Source organism: Kribbella sp. NPDC051718, from assembly GCF_040681515.1.
Taxonomy (GTDB): Bacteria; Actinomycetota; Actinomycetes; order Propionibacteriales; family Kribbellaceae; genus Kribbella.
Window position 1 is genome coordinate 449,914 of record NZ_JBFAYZ010000007.1, and the last position, 15,516, is coordinate 465,429.

Consider the following 15,516-nt stretch of genomic DNA (forward strand, 5'->3'; position numbering starts at 1 on the left):
GTCAGTGCACACATTCCCAGGCTTCAACCCCTACCGTCGAGTCGGGGTGCGAACTCATGGAAACAGCCCGGACCTTTCGGCCCGGGCTGTTCCTGTGACACTGAATCAGCTGATGTCGTAGCGATCCAGGTTCATCACCTTGTCGAAGGCGGCCACGAAGTCGTGGACGAACTTCTCTGCGGCGTCGTCGCTGGCGTAGACCTCGGCCAGTGCGCGCAGCTCGGAGTTCGAGCCGAACAGCAGGTCGACGCGGCTACCGGTCCACTTGACCTCGCCGTCGGCGGTACGGGCTTCGTACGTCCCGTCCTCGGCCGGCTTCCACGTCGTGCCCATGTCGAGCAGGTTGGCGAAGAAGTCGTTGGTCAGCTGCCCCGGACGCTCGGTGAGCACACCGAGCGACGTCTGCCCGAAGTTCGCCCCCAGCACCCGCAGGCCGCCGATCAGGACGGTCATCTCCGGCGCGCTCAGGGTCAGCAGGTTGGCCCGGTCGATCAGCAGGTACTCCGCCGGCAGCCGGTTGCCCTTGCCGAGGTAGTTGCGGAAACCGTCCGACGCCGGCTCCATCGCAGCGAAGGAGTCGATCTCGGTCTGCTCCTGCGACGCGTCGGTGCGGCCTGGCGTGAAGGGCACCTCCACGTCGTACCCGGCGGCCTGCGCGGCCGCCTCGACGGCAGCGACGCCGCCGAGCACGATCAGGTCGGCCAGCGAGATCTTCTTGCCGGTGGCGTTGAAGTTCTCCTGGACGCCCTCGAGCGTACGCAGCACCTGGGCCAGTGCGTCGGGCTCGTTGACCTCCCAGCCACTCTGCGGCTGGAGGCGGATCCGGGCACCGTTCGCGCCACCGCGCTTGTCACTGCCCCGGAACGACGCGGCCGACGCCCACGCGGTCGAGACCAGCTGCGAGACCGACAGCCCCGAGGCCAGCAGCTGCGCCTTCAGCGCGTTGATGTCGTCGGCGGTGACCAGCTCGTGGTCGACGGCCGGGACGCGGTCCTGCCAGATCAGCTCTTCGGACGGCACCAGCGGGCCGAGGTAGCGCTGGATCGGGCCCATGTCGCGGTGTGTCAGCTTGAACCAGGCGCGGGCGAAGGCGTCCGCGAACTTGTCCGGGTTCGCCAGGAAGTCGCGGGCGATCGGCTCGTAGATCGGGTCGACGCGCAGCGCCAGGTCGGCGGTCAGCATCATCGGCGTCCGGTTCAGCGTGCCGTCCTCGGGGTCCGGGATGGTGTTCTCCCCGGCGCCGTCCTTCGGCTTCCACTGGTGTGCGCCGGCCGGGCTCTTGGTCAGCTCCCACTCGTGCGCGAACAGGCTCTGCAGGAAGCCCATCCCCCACTTGGTCGGGGTCGGCGTCCAAGTCACCTCGAGGCCGCTGGTGATCGCGTCGCGGCCCTTTCCGGTGCCGAAGCTGTTCGCCCAGCCCAGGCCCTGCGCCTCCAGCGGCGCGGCCTCGGGCTCGTGGGTGACGTACTGCTCCGGGTCGGCCGCACCGTGCGTCTTGCCGAAGGTGTGACCACCGGCGATCAGCGCGACGGTCTCCTCGTCGTTCATCGCCATCCGGCCGAACGTCTCGCGGATGTCGCGGGCCGAGCCCAGCGGGTCCGGGTTGCCGTTCGGGCCTTCGGGGTTCACGTAGATGAGGCCCATCTGTACTGCGGCCAGCGGCGACTCCAGCTCACGGTCGCCGGTGTAGCGCTCGTCGCCGAGCCAGGTGGTCTCCGGACCCCAGTAGACGTCCTCGTCCGGCTCCCACACGTCCGCCCGGCCGCCGGCGAAGCCGAAGGTCTTGAAGCCCATCGTCTCCAGCGCGCGGTTGCCGGTGAAGATCATCAGGTCGGCCCAGGAGACCTTCGCGCCCCACTTCTTCTTCACCGGCCAGAGCAGCCGGCGGGCCTTGTCCAGGTTGCCGTTGTCGGGCCAGCTGTTCAGCGGCGCGAACCGCTGCATGCCCGCACCGGCGCCACCGCGACCGTCCTGCACCCGGTACGTACCGGCGCTGTGCCAGGCCATCCGGATCATGAACGGGCCGTAGTGCCCGAAGTCAGCCGGCCACCAGTCCTGCGAGGTGGTGAGCACCGCGTCGACGTCGGCGGCGAGCTCGTCCAGGTCCACGGTCGCGAATGCGGCGGCGTAGTCGAACTCCTCGCCCATCGGGTTGGCGACGGCCGGGTGCTTGCGCAGGATCTTCAGGTTCAGCTGGTTCGGCCACCAGGCCCGGTTGGCGCCCCCCTCGGTCGGGTGCTTCAGCTGTCCGTGATCTACGGGGCACTGGGCTCCGCTCTCGTCGTTCATCTCGCCGACTTCGGCGTTCGGGTGCTCAGACACGGCAAACCTTCCGGGATCAAGGGGTTCTGGACGTGGTGGAACAGTTGGGGCACAGGCCCCAATAGACGACTTCGGCCTCGTCGATCACGTAGCCGTGATCGTCCGACGCCGTTAGACAAGGGGCGGAGCCGTGCGCACAGTCGACGTCTTCGATCGCTCCGCAGGACCGGCAGACGACATGGTGGTGGTTGTCCCCGACGCGCCCTTCGTACCGGGCCACCGACCCGGTCGGCTGGATCCGCCGCAGCAATCCAGCGGTGGTCAGCGCCCGGAGCACGTCATAGACAGCCTGATGAGAGACATCGAGCTCACTGCGAACCGACTGAATGATCGTGTCGGTATCCGCATGCGGGTTCTCCTGCACAGCCGCGAGCACAGCCACCCGGGGCCGGGTCACGCGCAGAGCGGCCCCCCGCAACCGATGCTCGAACTCCGCCGTCGCCACAGTCCGGAGTCTTCCCCGTTTTCTGGAATGAGTCAAGATTAGCTGCGGAAGCAGCGTGTCACCGCTTGCGATTGCCTCGCTGGGGACGCTGGGGAGTCCTGGCCGCCGGCGTCGACCTCTTCGCCTTCGCCTTGGCCTTGGCCTTGTCGGTGGCCTTGATCTTCGGCGCCGCCACCGGTTGACGGGAGCTGTTGACGGTGCGGCCGCGGATGATGCCGATCAGTTGTTCCATCAGGTCGGTCGGCTCTCCCTCGGGCCAGCTCAACACGACCTGCGACTCCGGCGCGTCGGTGATCGGCCGGTACGTCAGGTCCTTGCGGTGATGAAGCCGGGCCAGCGACTGCGGTACGACCAGCAGTCCGACTCCCGCCGCGACCAGTTCGATCGCCAGCGCAGTCGTTTCCGGCCGCTCGGCGAAAGGGTGACCGGGCAACTGTTCCCAGTCGAGGGTGTCGTCGAGCGGGCGTAGTACGACGTCGTCGGCAAGATCGGCCGCGGTGACCTCCTCGGCCGCCGTCACCAGATGATCCTTCGGTACGACGACCACCGTCGTCTCCGTATAGAGCGGGATCGCGTGCAACCCGTCCCGATCGATCGGCAACCGCAACAACGCAGCCTCCGCGCCCCCGGACCGGACGAGGTCAGCCGCCTCGGCCGCCGGTACGCCGACGAGCTCCAGCGCGACCCTGGGCAGCCGCTCGTTCCAGATCCGCACCCACTTGGTCGGTGTCACGCCGGGGACGTACGCGAGCCTGAAAGTCGGTGCTGTCACCGGCCCAGGCTATCTCTCGATACCCTGACCCCATGACGTCGCCGAAGACCAGCCAGACCATGAAACCCGCAACGGCGGCCAAGAAGCTCGGTGTGTACCTCGAAGCCACGCCCGCGGAGTTCCAGGAAGGCCTGATCACCCGCGACGAGCTGCACACCCTGCAGACCGACCCGCCGCAGTGGCTGCAAGACCTCCGCAACAACGGCCCGCACCCCCGCCCGGTCGTCGCCGCCCGCCTCGCCGTCTCCATCTCCGGCCTGGCCCGGGCCGGCTACACCGAGCCCCTCACCACCGCCGAGATCGAAGAGCTCCGGGCCGAGAACCCCGACTGGCTCCAGCGCGAACGCGAGATCCAGGCGGACGTCCAGGCCGAGGCCGAGCGGGTCAAGGAAGCCAAGGCCGCGAAGGCCAAGGCGCGCCACTGAGCTACCCATCAATTGAGGTCTCAACTACCATGGGTAGATGGCGATCTTCCGGCTGAACCACGCTGTCCTGTACGTCCGTGACGTCCCCGCGAGCGTCGCCTTCTACCGCGACGTCCTCGGCTTCGACTACACCGAGGGCGGCGACGCCTACCAGGGCGCCGCGTTCCTCCGCGCCCCCGACTCCACCAACGACCACGACCTGGGCCTGTTCCAGCTCGGCAGTGAGGCGGGCCCGTCGGGCGCCGGCAAGTCGACGGTGGGTCTGTACCACCTGGCCTGGGAGGTCGACACCCTCGGCGATCTGGAGGACCTCGAGAAGGCCCTCACCGCCGCAGGCGCCCTGGTCGGCCAGTCCGACCACGGCACCACCAAGTCCCTCTACGGCAAGGACCCCGACGGCCTCGAGTTCGAGATCGTCTGGATCATCCCGTCAGACCTGCTGACCGACGCCGACCGCAACAAGGCCGGCGTCTCCCGCCTCGACCTGGCCGCCGAGGTAGCGAAGTACGGCCGGGATGCCCGCAGCGGCCTAGGAATCTCCCGCCCCAGCAATTGACGCGCGGTCCGCGGGCCAAGCGATGGTGGCTGCGGTCACTAGGACGACCAGGCCGGTGATGGCTGCGACGACGCCGGTGACGGTGAGGGCTGGGGTTGCCAGCGGGACCAGTAGGACGGCCAGGGCACAGGCGGCGATGGCTGGGCGACGGGTGATGGTGTAGCGGCTGATCGTCGACTGGACTGTGTGGAGCAGGATCAGGAAGGCGCTGACGGGGATGGCGACGGCGTAGGCGACTGTGGTTTCTGAGGCTTCCAGGTGGTGACCTGCCTGGGCGACACTGACCTCCAGGCCCGCCCCGAGGGCTGCGAGCGAGCAGAAGATGCCGTAGTGGAGATAGCCCCACTGGTACGACCTGTGGCGGCGGTCGGCCAGCCCCGAACCCGCTGGGTGCAGGAAGTACAGCCACCAGGTGGCGAAGATCAGGACCAGGCCGCACAGGGCGACGGCGATCAGGGTGCCGCTCACGTGTTCTGATTCGACCGCGTCCTGGACCGCGGTGGTTGCCGCGAGCACGCTTTCGCCGAGGACGATGATGACGAACAGGCCGTACCGTTCGGCGATGTGATGCGGATGCCAGCTGGTCTTGGCCGCGCGCTCGGCCCAGACCGGGACCAGCAGTTCGAGGACGACGAGCAGGAGGAAGGTCCACGGGCCGGCACCGTCCACCAGGAACAGCCGGGCGATCCAGAAGACCTGCAACAAGGCGATCCCGGCCGCGTACCGGAACGCCGTGGTACGACTGACCGGGTCCTCTATCCCGGCCCGGATCCACTGGCTCACCAGACCGAGCCGCATGATCAGGTAACCAAGCGTGATCCACTTGTAGTCCGAGTGCGACGCAGCCGCCGGTACGCCGGCAGCGAGCACCAGCGCACCGGCCATCTGCACCATCGTGGTCAGCCGGTAGACCACGTCGTCGGTGTCGTACGACGAGGCGAACCAGGTGAAGTTCATCCACGCCCACCAGATCGCGAAGAACACCTGCAGGAAGGGCACGACCGCGTCGTGGGCGTGCCCTTCCTCGATGCTGTGCGCGAGCTGGGCCACGACCGCCGCGATCGCGACCACGAAGGTGAGGTCGAAGAGCAGTTCGAGCGGGCTCGACACCCGGTGCGGCTCGTCGATCGGCCGGGCCCGCATCCGCACCCGGAACCGCACGGTCATGCTCACCAGTGTCCTCCAACCACTCGCCCGACTGCGCACCTCAGGCTAGCGAGTCGGGTCGGATTCGGTGGGATTCCCGCCCTCTTCCAACGCCTCGATCGCGCCTCGCAGACTGCGCAGGCTCGCCTCTTCGTACTCCAGCTCGGCCGGATCGACCTGCCACTGATCAGGTGACGCGGTCTCGTCCGGCCGGCTCGCCTCGATCGTGGTCAGCTCGACGTCCACGTCGACCTCGAGCTCTTCGAGGAACTCCTCGTCCGGCGTACTCATGATTCCGCCGGCACCCGCCGGTCCTTACGCTCTTCGAGCTCCTCGTCGCCGACCACGACGAACATCGGCTGACCCGGTACGCCGATCATGGTGACGACGAACTTGCTCGCGACGTCCGACCGGTTGTTGCCGTCGCGGTAGTGGATGACGTCACCACCCGGCTCCCAGAACGCCTCGCCGGCCTTGATCACCCGGGGCGCCTCGCCCTCCAGCTCGAACCACATCTCCCCCTCCAGCATGTAGCCGAAGGCGGGCCCCGAGTGCCGGTGCGGCGGCGCGCCCGGGTCACCCGGCGGGTACTCGATGATCGCCGTCATCACCTCGGCCTGCTCGGAGATGTGCGGCGGAGTCGTCGACTGCAGCATGGTGAGCCCGTTCTGCCAGGCGCCCGAGCCCGGCACGCCTTTGTCCTGCAGAACGCCTTCGTCTGTCGAGGTTTCAGTCATCGGGGTCACTTCCCTTCTGCGGCTTGGGCGGCGAGCCAGTCGCCGAAGTGGAGGTCACCGAGCAGCGCGTCACCCTCAGGTACCAGCGAGCGCTCGTCGACCGCGATCCCGAAGTACGTCGCGTTCGGGTCCTGTACCACCGTCCGCGGATCCTTCCGGGTGGTGAGCGCGATCCGGATGAACTCGTCCATCTCGTACTGCTCCGGCCCACCGACCTCGGTGATCCCGTTGGTGGCCGGCGTGACAGCGGCCCGCGCCACCGTCTTCGCGACGTCCTCGGCCGCGATCGGCTGGATCAGCGCGGCCGGCATCCGCACCGTGTCGCCCTCGGTCCCGGTGTCCGCGATCGCGGCGGCGAACTCGAAGAACTGGGTCGCGTGCACGATCGAGTACGGGATGCCGGACTGCTGGATGAGGTTCTCCTGCAGCAGCTTCGCCCGAAAGTAGCCGCTGGTGGACTGCGGGTTGTTGTCGGCCTTGGCCAGCCGGTCGGTACCGACCACGGACAGCGCGACATGGTGGCCCACGCCGGCCTCCTTCTCGGCGGCCAGCAGGTTGCCGTTGGAGGTCTTGAAGAACTCGGTCGCCGCGCCCTCCTCGAAGGTCGGCGAGTTGGAGACGTCGATCACCACGTCGGCACCCTTGAGCACCTGCTCCAGGCCCTCGCCGGTGAGCGTGTTGACACCCGACGCGGGCGAGGCGGCGACGGCCTCGTGACCGTGCTCTCCCAGCTTCGCGACGACTTTCGAGCCGATCAGTCCAGTGCCGCCGACCACGACGATCTTCATCGGGCATTCCTCCTTCTCAGCCGTCGGCACCCGTTGCCGACCGGTTCGACAGCTAAGACAGGACAGCCCCACCGGCTGTGACAGCTCCCCTTCGAACAGCCTGCACGCGGGTCGTACCGAGGCCGGGCGGAACCGACGCCCTAGAATCCGGCCGGTGACCTACGACGACCTTGACCCCTTCGAGCAGTTGAACGCGGCCGGGCTTCCCGAGCGGCAGCAGAAGATCCTGGTGGCTATCCGGGACTGGGTGGTCAAGCACGGGTACTCGCCGAGCACCCGGCAGATCGGCGAGGCTGTCGGGCTGCGGTCGTCGTCCACGGTCTCCCGGCACCTGACCAGCCTCGAGGAGAAGGGCTTCCTCAGCCGGAGTCAGTCGATGTCGCGGCCGATCGACGTACGGATGTTCCTGCAGGACAACCAGGCGCCGACGGCGACGGACGACTCGGTCTCCGTCCCGGTCGTCGGCGACATCGCGGCCGGTACGCCGATCTCCGCAATCGAGCACCTCGACGACTCGCTCATGCTGCCCCGCGAGCTGACCGGCCGCGGCACGATCTTCGCGCTCCGGGTCCGCGGCGACTCGATGATCGACGCGGCGATCTGCGACGGCGACATGGTGGTGATCCGGCAGCAGTCCGAGGCGCACTCGGGGCAGATCGTCGCGGCGATGATCGACGAGGAGGCGACCGTCAAGGTGTACCGGCGCCGCAACGGCCACGTGTACCTGGAGCCGCGCAACCCGGCGTACGAGGTGATCGACGGCGACAACGCGACCATCCTCGGCATCGTCGTCTCGGTGCTTCGCAGCGTCTGAGAGGCTGGGCGGTATGACGACCTTGGCTGAAGCAGTTGCGCTGGCGAGCGAGGACCAGGGGCTCGCAGTGGTCTCGACCCTCCGGGCCGACCAGACCATCCAGTCCTCGCTGGTCAACGCCGGCGTGCTCGACCACCCGCAGACCGGCGAACCGGTGCTCGCCTTCGTCACCTACGGCAAGGTGAAGCTCGCCAACCTCCGGGTACGGCCGCAGTTGTCGGTCACCTTCCGCAAGGGCTGGAAGTGGGGCACCGTCGAGGGCAAGGCCCAACTCGCCGGCCCGGACGACCCGCAGCCGTGGCTCGACGCCGAGTCGTTGCGGGTGTTGCTGCGCGACATCTTCACCGCGGCGGGTGGCACGCATGACGACTGGGACGAGTACGACCGGGTGATGGCCGAGCAGCACCGCACCGCAGTACTGATCACGCCGGACCGCGTCTACGGCTGAGCCTGTTGGGCCGGGTCGCGTACCCGGCCCAACAGGGTCACTTAGGCCAGTACCGGCAACAGTGACGGCCGGTAGACCGTGTTGCCCGACTCGTCGTCGACGATCGCCACGCGGACCTCGTCCGGCTCGTAACGCAGCCGCGGTACCGCGAAGACGGCCGTCGCCTCGCGGTCGTCGTACGACGCCGTGTAACTGATGAAGCGCCAGTCCCCTTCGTCCCAGTGGTCGCGGATCCCGGATCGCAGCAGCCCATTCACTACCCGATAAGCGCTACTGCGCAGCAACTGGTGCTCCGAGGTTGCCAGCGGTACCCCGTACGAGGCCGTGTTCGCCAACGGATGCGTGAGCCTCACCTTGAGCCGACGCAACGGCAGCAACCAGTAGCGGTCGAGCTCGGCCGACATGGCGACGAACAGCATCGCCTCGACGACCACCACCACAACAGTGGTTGCTCCTGGCAACGATGCGGCCCAGCCGGTGTCTGCCATCGACGCCCCTACCGCGGCGACCAACAGCAACCCTGCCCGGCCGAAGGACCGCCACGTCACGGGCGCCATCGCGGACCCCGCGCAACCGCAGGACGAGTCCGGTGCGGCGATCCGGGTGTAGGTCAGATAGCCGAGAAAGCCTACTGACAAGGCGATTGCCGCCAGGCTCTCGACCTTCCACACCGGAGGCAGCAGCAGCGACGCGGCGAGCAGCAACTCGACCGCGCCGACCGCACGGAACGCCGACTCGGCCCGATCCTCGCCGACGAACCTCTTCAGAGCTGTCCGCCGCGCCCTGGCACCGACCAGGGGCCCGACGAGCTTCCCGTACGACGACCACACCAGCAGTGCGCTGATCACCAGCGCCTGGAGGGCCGCCACCTGTCCCGTCATCGACGACCTCCCTACGCCGTCGCCGCGTAGACGGTGGCGACGTCGATCTCGTTGGTGTCCGGTCGCCAGGCGCCGATCACCTGGATGTGCTTGCCGACCTTGACCTTCGACATGTCGGCCACCGCCGGTGCGCCGTTGTAGACAGCCGCGCTGGTGCCCGGCACGACGTGGCCGATGATCTTCGAGCCCTTGTGGTCCAGGTGCAGGGCGTTCAGGGCGATCCCGGTGACATGCACGTTGAGGTTCACGATGTTCACCCAGACCGACTCGGCGGCGATCGTACCGTCGGGCATCGCCACGCCCCGGGCGTACAGGCCGTCGCCGACCTTGACTTGGTCGAGCGTTGTCGGGCGGAGTTTCCAGACACTGGTACCACCGGTCAGCCGGAGCCGGTGGAACCGGCCGTCGGAGCCGGAGACCAGGATCATGCTGCCGTCGCGGGCGGTGACCCGGCCCTCGGCGAAGTTCGGGTCGGGCGCGCCCGGCTCGGCGTTCTGCGCGCGGGCGGCGAAGGCGGTCTCGGGAGCGAGGGATCCCATGGCGGTCGCGCCGACCAGGGTCGCGGTGCCCAGTACGGCGCCGCTGAGCAGGGTGCGTCGATCCATCGTGTTCGTCATCGGTCAGTCCCCCTCAGCCTGCGTCTACCTGGCACGGAATGAGTCCGGAGTTCAGATTCGCGATCGCGCTGAACGCCGCGGGGGTCAGGTCGATGACCCGGTTCGACGCGCAGGTACCACCGCAGCAGGCACGCTCGCCGCAGAACAGGTCGGTCTGCGGTCCGCAGTCGGCGATGCTGGTGGTGACCCGGGCGCCGGTACACAGATTGGTGGTCTGGTGCCGGAAGCCGCAGGTCCGGCGGGAGACGCCGGTGATCCCGCAGCGGTCGGGACGGGTGATCGAGTAGCAGGCGTCCGAGGTGTTGGTCCAGGCGTGCTGCGAGCTGCCCGAGTTACAGGTGCCGCAGGCGCCGTGCCCGGCCGTTCCGCACGGTCCCCATGCGTTGCCGCAGCAGAACCATGACACTTCTCCTTGCAATCCAGCCATTTCTCCTCCTAGGTCCAAGGGGCGGTTCGAACCTTTCGGCACCCTTATACCTCGCTCGGAGTGGGATATATACAACTCAGCGTGATATTCGGTAACTTTTCACCCTGACTTGAATGGTGATGCGTCACCGGGCAACCTGCCCGACAGGTTGCGTTTGGCAACAGCTTGGTGGGGCACTGTGGCCGGTAACGGAGCGTCTGGGACGCGGCCGACCGCCCTGCGGAGGGGGCGAGACCCGCGAGACGCTCGACTCCGACGAAAGGATTAGAGCGACATGGGTGTCTTCGACAACATGAAGGACAAGCTCACCGACGCGGTCGACGACCACGGCGACAAGATCAGCGACGGCCTGGACAAGGCCGGCGACGCGATCGACGAGAAGACCGGCGGCAAGTACGGCGACAAGATCGACCAGGGCACCGACCAGGCCAAGGACCGCCTGGACGCCCTGGACGGCCAGGACGACGACATCAGCTGACCTTCCCGACCTCGAACGGGCCGCGAGCGAACCGCTCGCGGCCCGTTGCGTCGTACCGGGTGGGTTACGGTGTGGCGGAACCAGGAGAGGTGGGGGCGCGTGCCTGAGCGGCGCTGGTTCCGCAGTGATCCGTCGAGGCGGCGTGCGGTGAAGATCGAGACGGTTCAGCGCTGGGTGTTCGCGGTCATCCTGATCCACATCGGCGGCTCACCGACGCTCGCGCTCGCGGCGTAAAGCCCGCATCTGGAGAACACCAAACACTCGTCCGGTGTCGGTCTCTGGGTGATGTCCGGCGTCGTCGGCCTGGCCACCACCGCAGGCGTCCTCCTCATCCACCAACGCTCATTGCTCTCCCCGTGGATCCTCGCCGGCCTCGCCCCGATGGCGGTCTCGGCCTTCTACGTCTTCTGACCTTCCACCCGGCCACCCAGCCACCAGCCTGCATCTCGTCGTCGGACATGCCGTCCGCCCCGACCACGATCGGCGCCGGATCGCCACTATCCGGTCCAGCCGGAAAAACACACACCACCTGCGGCGTCGGGAAGGCCATTTCCGCATCATCCCCGAGCCGCCCGCGGGACGCTTGGGACAGGTTGCGCGACGTCTTCGCAGGTCAGCGCGCCGGCCGTTGAGCAACAGGCACCAGCGGGGTGAAAACCGGCACCAGGACGCGCCGTCACGCGGTTTACCCCGAGCCCTCGCGCTGGGTAACTTCTCCCTATCGGCGCGTGCAAATGCACGTGCATTTGCCTCGTGCAATCCCCGGAGCCCTGATGTCAAGAACCCCTCAGCCTGTACGCCGTCCGCGCGGCCGCCGTGGCGCGGTCCCTGTCCTGATCGTGCTCGTCCTCTGGATCGTGATCTTCCTGTCGGCCCTCGGCATCGCCGCCCTGCTGCTCCTGCGTGGCATGGCAGTCCCGGCAGTGGTCAGCTCGGTCGTCGTCCTCGTCACCGCGGCGGCCACCGTCAGCGGGACACTCACCCGCAAGGCCCTCGCCGCCGCGCGGGGCTTCTGATGTCCGGCAAGTCGCTCCTGCCGAAGTTCGCCCGGCTGCTCAAAGAGGTCCGCACGGAGTCCGGGCTGACCGTCCGCCAGCTGGCCCGGGTCCAGGGCTTCGCGCATTCACACGTCGTGCGGACGACCTCGACCGAGCACCTGCCGAGGTGGCCGCGAGTCCGCGGCTATCTCGACGGCTGTGGTGTCGGCGGCGACGTGCTCTACGCCTGGTGGGAACTGTGGTGCACGGTCCGCAGCGTCGAGCAGGAACTACGCCGGCCCCACCCCGCCGGAGACGACCGGCGGTGGTACTGGGAGATGGTCGAACGGAACTGGCAAGCCGGCCTGCAGGCGATCAGCAAGCCCGACCCACTCCTCGCCGCCCTCGAGTCAGTGACGGCTCTCGACGAACTCGGCGCGGTCATCTCCGCGCTCGTCACCCGAGCCGGCCTCGACTCGATCCGCAAGGTCGAGGCGCTGACCGACATTCCGAGAACCACGCTCAACCACTGGTTCAACGGCACCCGCGAACCAGACCCTGAGCGACTGCAGCTGCTCGTGACAAGGCTGGACGCGACCGATGCCGAACGGCGCGGATTCGCCCAGGCACTCGGCCGGCTCGCGTACGTCGCCTGCCCGGAACGCACCCGGCAGTCGAGGCCCTGCGTTCTGCACGGATCCCACCGCGGCGTGCATCGCGCCGCGAACGGCGAGGAGTGGCTGGAGGACGGCGTGCTCGACGGCGTACGGGGGCCGAAGCAATGGGTCACCGAGCACCTGGGCCAGTCAGCCGGACCGCATTGGTAGCTCAGGCCGGTACTACGTACTGCATGGCCTCGCGGATCGTGTTGGTGACGGGGACGCCGGTGGACTCCAGCGCCTGGCGGGTCATGGCGCCGCCGGCTACGAGGATGCAGGGGGCGCCTACTGCTTGGGCTGCCTGGGCGTCGTCTACTACGTCGCCGATCAGGACTACGTCTGCGGGGCTTAGGTTTTGGGCTTCCAGGTGGCGGATCAGGTGGTCGGTTTTGGATTCGCCGCCCAGCGTGCCGGGGAGGCCGTCGACTCGCTGAAAGAGGTCGGTGAGTCCGTGGCCGGCGATGAACTGCTGCCACTCCTCCCACCGCAACGGCGCCCGCCCGAACTCAGCACACACGTCGTTGACCGCAGCAAGCACCACCTCGTTGTCGTGCAACAAGGTGCCGTTCCAGTCCCAGACAATGTGCGAAGCCTTCACGATGCTCACCCGCGCAACCCTAGGCGAGCCGTGTGTAGCCGGCCGGAGCCCGGGTACCGGGGCGCCATGACTGACAAGAAGATCGCATTCCTGGTCGCCGCCGAGGGGATCGAGCGGGTGGAGCTCACCGAGCCGTGGAAGGCCGTCGCCGACGCCGGTCACCAGCCCGTTCTGCTCAGCCCGGAGACCGGCGACGTCCAGACCTTCGACCACCTCACCGCCAGCGACAAGAAGCCCGTGGACCAAGCGGTCGGCGACGCCTCCGTCGACGATTTCGCCGCCCTTGTCCTGCCCGGCGGTGTGGCCAATCCGGACGCACTCCGGACCGACGAGGGCGCGGTCGGGTTCGTCAAGGCGTTCGTCGACTCGGGCAAGCCGGTCGCGGCCATCTGCCACGCACCCTGGACCTTGATCGAGGCGGATGCCGTTCGGGGGAAGACGGTCACCTCGTGGCCCAGCCTGCAGACCGATCTGCGCAACGCCGGCGCGACCTGGGTGGACGAGACCGTCGCCACCGACGGCAACCTGATCACCAGCCGCAACCCGGATGACTTGCCGGCCTTCAACAAGGCACTGCTCGACGCCATCGGCTGAGGCTCGTGGCCGCTGGCATACTGAGCGGCCATGAGCGAGTACACGCCTGAGGAGTTCAACAAGTTCGGGGTCGGGGCGCTGCCGGGGCTGATCGGGATCGACTTCACCTCGGTGACGCGGGAGCTTCTGCAGGCCCGTACGCCGGTACGCCCGGAGCTGCTCGCGCCGAACGGCTACCTCCACGCCGGTACCGTCGTCAGCATCGCCGACACGCTCTGCGGGTACGGCACGATCATCAACCTCCCCGAGGGGTCGACGGGGTTCACGACGATCGAGTTGAAGAGCAACTTCCTCGGCACTGCCCGCGAGGGCGCCGTACTGTGCGAAGCCCGTCCGGTCCACCTCGGCCGGACCACCCAGGTGTGGGACGCGGACGTCACCAACGAGGACACCGGCCGCAAGATCGCGACCTTCCGCTGCACCCAGATGGTCCTCTGGCCGAAGCCCTAGCTCAGAGCCGGATGGACTTCTTGTTCATGAACTCCTCGATCCCGGCGGCCCCGAGCTCGCGCCCCATCCCGGAGCGCTTGATCCCGCCGAACGGCAGATCGGCCTGCGAACCACCCGCGCTGTTCAGATAGACCATGCCGGCCTCGATCTGATCGGCGACGCGACGGTTGCGAGCCGCGTCGGTGCCCCACACGCTAGCGCCGAGGCCGAAGGGCGAGTCGTTCGCGATCGCGATCGCCTCCTCCTCCGACTCGGCCTTGAACACCAGTACGACCGGCCCGAAGATCTCCTCGTAGTACGCGTCCATCTCCGGCGTGACGTCGGTCAGCACGGTCGCCTCGAGGTAGGCGCCGGGCTCGATCCGCTGACCGCCGGTACGCAGCGTCGCACCCTGCCGGACGGCACGCTCGACCTGCTCGGCGACCTCGTCGGCCGCGGCGACCGAGGCCAGCGGGGGCAGCTTCGTCTCGGGGTCGGCCGGGTCGCCGGGGAGGTAGAAGTCGGCCACCCGCTTGGTGAGTTTGTCGACGAACTCGTCGTACAGGTCCGCGAGCACGATCATCCGCTTGGGGGCGTTGCAGGACTGGCCGCAGTTGCGCATCCGGGCGGTCGCGGTCGCCTTGACCGTCTCGTCGAGGTCGGCGGAGTCGAGCACGATCAGCGGGTCGGAGCCGCCCAGTTCGAGCACGGTCTTCTTGAGGTGCTTGCCTGCGTCGGCGGCGACGGAGATCCCGGCCTGCTCGCTGCCGGTCAGCGATACGCCCTGGATTCGTGGGTCGGCCAGGATCGCCGGGATCTGGCGGGAGGAGGCGAACGTGTTGACGTACACGTCGTCCGGTACGCCGGCGTCTCGTAGTACCGACTCGATCGCCGCGGCCGAACGCGGGCAGATCGACGCGTGTTTGAGCAGGATCGTGTTGCCCAGCACCAGGTTCGGTGCGACGAAACGGGCCACCTGGTAGCACGGGAAGTTCCACGGCATGATCCCGAGCAGCGGCCCGATCGGGTTCTTGGTGATGACCGCCTGGCCGCCCTTGATCGCCACCGGTTCGTCGGCCAGCAACTCTTCCCCGTGGTCGGCGTAGTAGTCGAAGATGTCGACCACGATGCCGACCTCGCCCCGGCCCTCGTTGATCCGCTTGCCCATCTCCATCGTCATGATCGCCGCCAGCTCATCAGCCCGCTCCGCGAACAACACCGCCGCCCGCTTCACGATCGCGGCCCGCTCCGCCACACTCCGCCGCCGCCACGCCTGATACCCCCCGTGCACCCGCGCAACCGCCGCCTCCACCTCCTCAGCAGTCGAGTTCGGCACCTCTTCGACCAGGTCACCCGTCGCCGGGTTCGTCACTGAGTACATGCCTGCCAGGCTACCGACTTCT

At 68.1% G+C, this 15,516-nt stretch carries 23 protein-coding genes; 11 read left to right on the forward strand and 12 right to left on the reverse strand.

Translation table 11 applies throughout. The features are described 5' to 3' along the window. Positions 1-105 precede the first annotated feature (105 nt). The 3 genes from katG to AB0M15_RS27405 are packed head-to-tail and all read right to left on the reverse strand — an operon-like array spanning position 106 to position 3,539. Positions 106-2,289 carry a catalase/peroxidase HPI gene (gene katG / locus AB0M15_RS27395; protein ID WP_363824407.1) on the reverse strand — a complete coding sequence of 728 codons (2,184 nt, stop codon included), beginning with the start codon at positions 2,287-2,289 and terminating at the stop codon, positions 106-108. A 49-nt stretch (positions 2,290-2,338) separates the two neighbouring features. Beyond that, a complete protein-coding gene (locus tag AB0M15_RS27400) occupies positions 2,339-2,767 on the reverse strand; it encodes a Fur family transcriptional regulator (RefSeq protein ID WP_363824312.1) in 429 nt (142 codons plus the stop codon). Between the two features lie 58 nt (positions 2,768-2,825). Beyond that, on the reverse strand, positions 2,826-3,539 hold the full coding sequence (locus AB0M15_RS27405; RefSeq protein WP_363824313.1) for a LysR family transcriptional regulator substrate-binding protein: 714 nt from the start codon (positions 3,537-3,539) through the stop codon (positions 2,826-2,828). A 32-nt stretch (positions 3,540-3,571) separates the two neighbouring features. Between AB0M15_RS27405 and AB0M15_RS27410 the strand changes: the two genes are divergently transcribed. Together AB0M15_RS27410 and AB0M15_RS27415 are read left to right on the forward strand one after the other, a co-directional pair. After that, entirely contained in the window at positions 3,572-3,964 is a 393-nt protein-coding gene (locus AB0M15_RS27410) for a DUF5997 family protein (protein WP_363824314.1), read from the forward strand. Positions 3,965-4,001: 37 nt separating this feature from the next. Continuing rightward, positions 4,002-4,520 carry a VOC family protein gene (locus AB0M15_RS27415; protein WP_363824315.1) on the forward strand — a complete coding sequence of 173 codons (519 nt, stop codon included), beginning with the start codon at positions 4,002-4,004 and terminating at the stop codon, positions 4,518-4,520. On the opposite strand, the gene AB0M15_RS27420 is transcribed toward AB0M15_RS27415, so the two are convergent. From AB0M15_RS27420 to AB0M15_RS27435, 4 genes are read right to left on the reverse strand one after another with little or no spacing between them, the layout of a single operon-like run. Next, positions 4,494-5,687 carry a low temperature requirement protein A gene (locus AB0M15_RS27420; protein WP_363824316.1) on the reverse strand — a complete coding sequence of 398 codons (1,194 nt, stop codon included), beginning with the start codon at positions 5,685-5,687 and terminating at the stop codon, positions 4,494-4,496. The genes AB0M15_RS27415 and AB0M15_RS27420 overlap by 27 nt on opposite strands. A gap of 45 nt (positions 5,688-5,732) precedes the next feature. Beyond that, positions 5,733-5,957, reverse strand: a complete 225-nt coding sequence (locus tag AB0M15_RS27425; protein ID WP_363824317.1) for a hypothetical protein — start codon at positions 5,955-5,957, stop codon at positions 5,733-5,735. After that, positions 5,954-6,403, reverse strand: coding sequence for a cupin domain-containing protein (locus AB0M15_RS27430; RefSeq protein WP_363824318.1), 450 nt, complete (start codon positions 6,401-6,403; stop codon positions 5,954-5,956). Before AB0M15_RS27430 ends, AB0M15_RS27425 begins: the two co-directional genes overlap by 4 nt. A 5-nt stretch (positions 6,404-6,408) precedes the next feature. Then, a complete protein-coding gene (locus tag AB0M15_RS27435; RefSeq protein WP_363824319.1) occupies positions 6,409-7,191 on the reverse strand; it encodes an NAD(P)H-binding protein in 783 nt (260 codons plus the stop codon). A 154-nt stretch (positions 7,192-7,345) separates the two neighbouring features. Here AB0M15_RS27435 and lexA point away from each other — a divergent pair, with 154 nt between their 5' ends. Beyond that, positions 7,346-8,005 carry a transcriptional repressor LexA gene (gene lexA, locus AB0M15_RS27440; protein WP_363824320.1) on the forward strand — a complete coding sequence of 220 codons (660 nt, stop codon included), beginning with the start codon at positions 7,346-7,348 and terminating at the stop codon, positions 8,003-8,005. Positions 8,006-8,018: 13 nt separating this feature from the next. Then, complete coding sequence (locus AB0M15_RS27445; protein WP_363824321.1) at positions 8,019-8,453, forward strand: TIGR03618 family F420-dependent PPOX class oxidoreductase; 435 nt, start codon at positions 8,019-8,021, stop codon at positions 8,451-8,453. Positions 8,454-8,494: 41 nt separating this feature from the next. Here the strand turns inward: AB0M15_RS27445 and AB0M15_RS27450 are convergent, their stop codons facing one another. Genes AB0M15_RS27450 through AB0M15_RS27460 form a run of 3 tightly spaced genes read right to left on the reverse strand, consistent with a single transcriptional unit; the run spans position 8,495 to position 10,378 of the window. Continuing rightward, on the reverse strand, positions 8,495-9,334 hold the full coding sequence (locus AB0M15_RS27450; protein ID WP_363824322.1) for a MauE/DoxX family redox-associated membrane protein: 840 nt from the start codon (positions 9,332-9,334) through the stop codon (positions 8,495-8,497). An 11-nt stretch (positions 9,335-9,345) separates the two neighbouring features. Continuing rightward, positions 9,346-9,951, reverse strand: coding sequence for a cell wall protein (locus AB0M15_RS27455; protein ID WP_344846048.1), 606 nt, complete (start codon positions 9,949-9,951; stop codon positions 9,346-9,348). A gap of 13 nt (positions 9,952-9,964) precedes the next feature. Then, positions 9,965-10,378: a hypothetical protein gene (locus AB0M15_RS27460; RefSeq protein ID WP_363824323.1), complete on the reverse strand. Its 414-nt coding sequence runs from the start codon at positions 10,376-10,378 to the stop codon at positions 9,965-9,967. Positions 10,379-10,652: 274 nt separating this feature from the next. On the opposite strand from AB0M15_RS27460, the gene AB0M15_RS27465 reads away from it, so the two are divergent. From AB0M15_RS27465 to AB0M15_RS27485, 5 genes are all read left to right on the forward strand, one after another. Beyond that, positions 10,653-10,856: an antitoxin gene (locus AB0M15_RS27465; RefSeq protein WP_363824324.1), complete on the forward strand. Its 204-nt coding sequence runs from the start codon at positions 10,653-10,655 to the stop codon at positions 10,854-10,856. Positions 10,857-10,955: 99 nt separating this feature from the next. Next, complete coding sequence (locus tag AB0M15_RS27470; RefSeq protein ID WP_363824325.1) at positions 10,956-11,090, forward strand: hypothetical protein; 135 nt, start codon at positions 10,956-10,958, stop codon at positions 11,088-11,090. A gap of 51 nt (positions 11,091-11,141) precedes the next feature. Then, positions 11,142-11,267: a hypothetical protein gene (locus tag AB0M15_RS27475; protein ID WP_363824326.1), complete on the forward strand. Its 126-nt coding sequence runs from the start codon at positions 11,142-11,144 to the stop codon at positions 11,265-11,267. A 362-nt stretch (positions 11,268-11,629) separates the two neighbouring features. Further along, a complete protein-coding gene (locus tag AB0M15_RS27480) occupies positions 11,630-11,872 on the forward strand; it encodes a hypothetical protein (protein WP_363824327.1) in 243 nt (80 codons plus the stop codon). Then, a complete protein-coding gene (locus tag AB0M15_RS27485) occupies positions 11,872-12,660 on the forward strand; it encodes a helix-turn-helix domain-containing protein (protein WP_363824328.1) in 789 nt (262 codons plus the stop codon). The genes AB0M15_RS27480 and AB0M15_RS27485 overlap by 1 nt, the downstream gene beginning before the upstream one ends. 1 nt (position 12,661) lies before the next feature. Here the strand turns inward: AB0M15_RS27485 and AB0M15_RS27490 are convergent, their stop codons facing one another. Beyond that, on the reverse strand, positions 12,662-13,099 hold the full coding sequence (locus tag AB0M15_RS27490; protein WP_363824329.1) for an HAD hydrolase-like protein: 438 nt from the start codon (positions 13,097-13,099) through the stop codon (positions 12,662-12,664). Between the two features lie 57 nt (positions 13,100-13,156). On the opposite strand from AB0M15_RS27490, the gene AB0M15_RS27495 reads away from it, so the two are divergent. Continuing rightward, complete coding sequence (locus AB0M15_RS27495; protein WP_363824330.1) at positions 13,157-13,684, forward strand: type 1 glutamine amidotransferase domain-containing protein; 528 nt, start codon at positions 13,157-13,159, stop codon at positions 13,682-13,684. A 30-nt stretch (positions 13,685-13,714) separates the two neighbouring features. Then, entirely contained in the window at positions 13,715-14,134 is a 420-nt protein-coding gene (locus AB0M15_RS27500) for a PaaI family thioesterase (RefSeq protein ID WP_363824331.1), read from the forward strand. Between the two features lies 1 nt (position 14,135). On the opposite strand, the gene AB0M15_RS27505 is transcribed toward AB0M15_RS27500, so the two are convergent. Next, complete coding sequence (locus AB0M15_RS27505; protein ID WP_363824332.1) at positions 14,136-15,494, reverse strand: NAD-dependent succinate-semialdehyde dehydrogenase; 1,359 nt, start codon at positions 15,492-15,494, stop codon at positions 14,136-14,138. Positions 15,495-15,516: the final 22 nt, after the last annotated feature.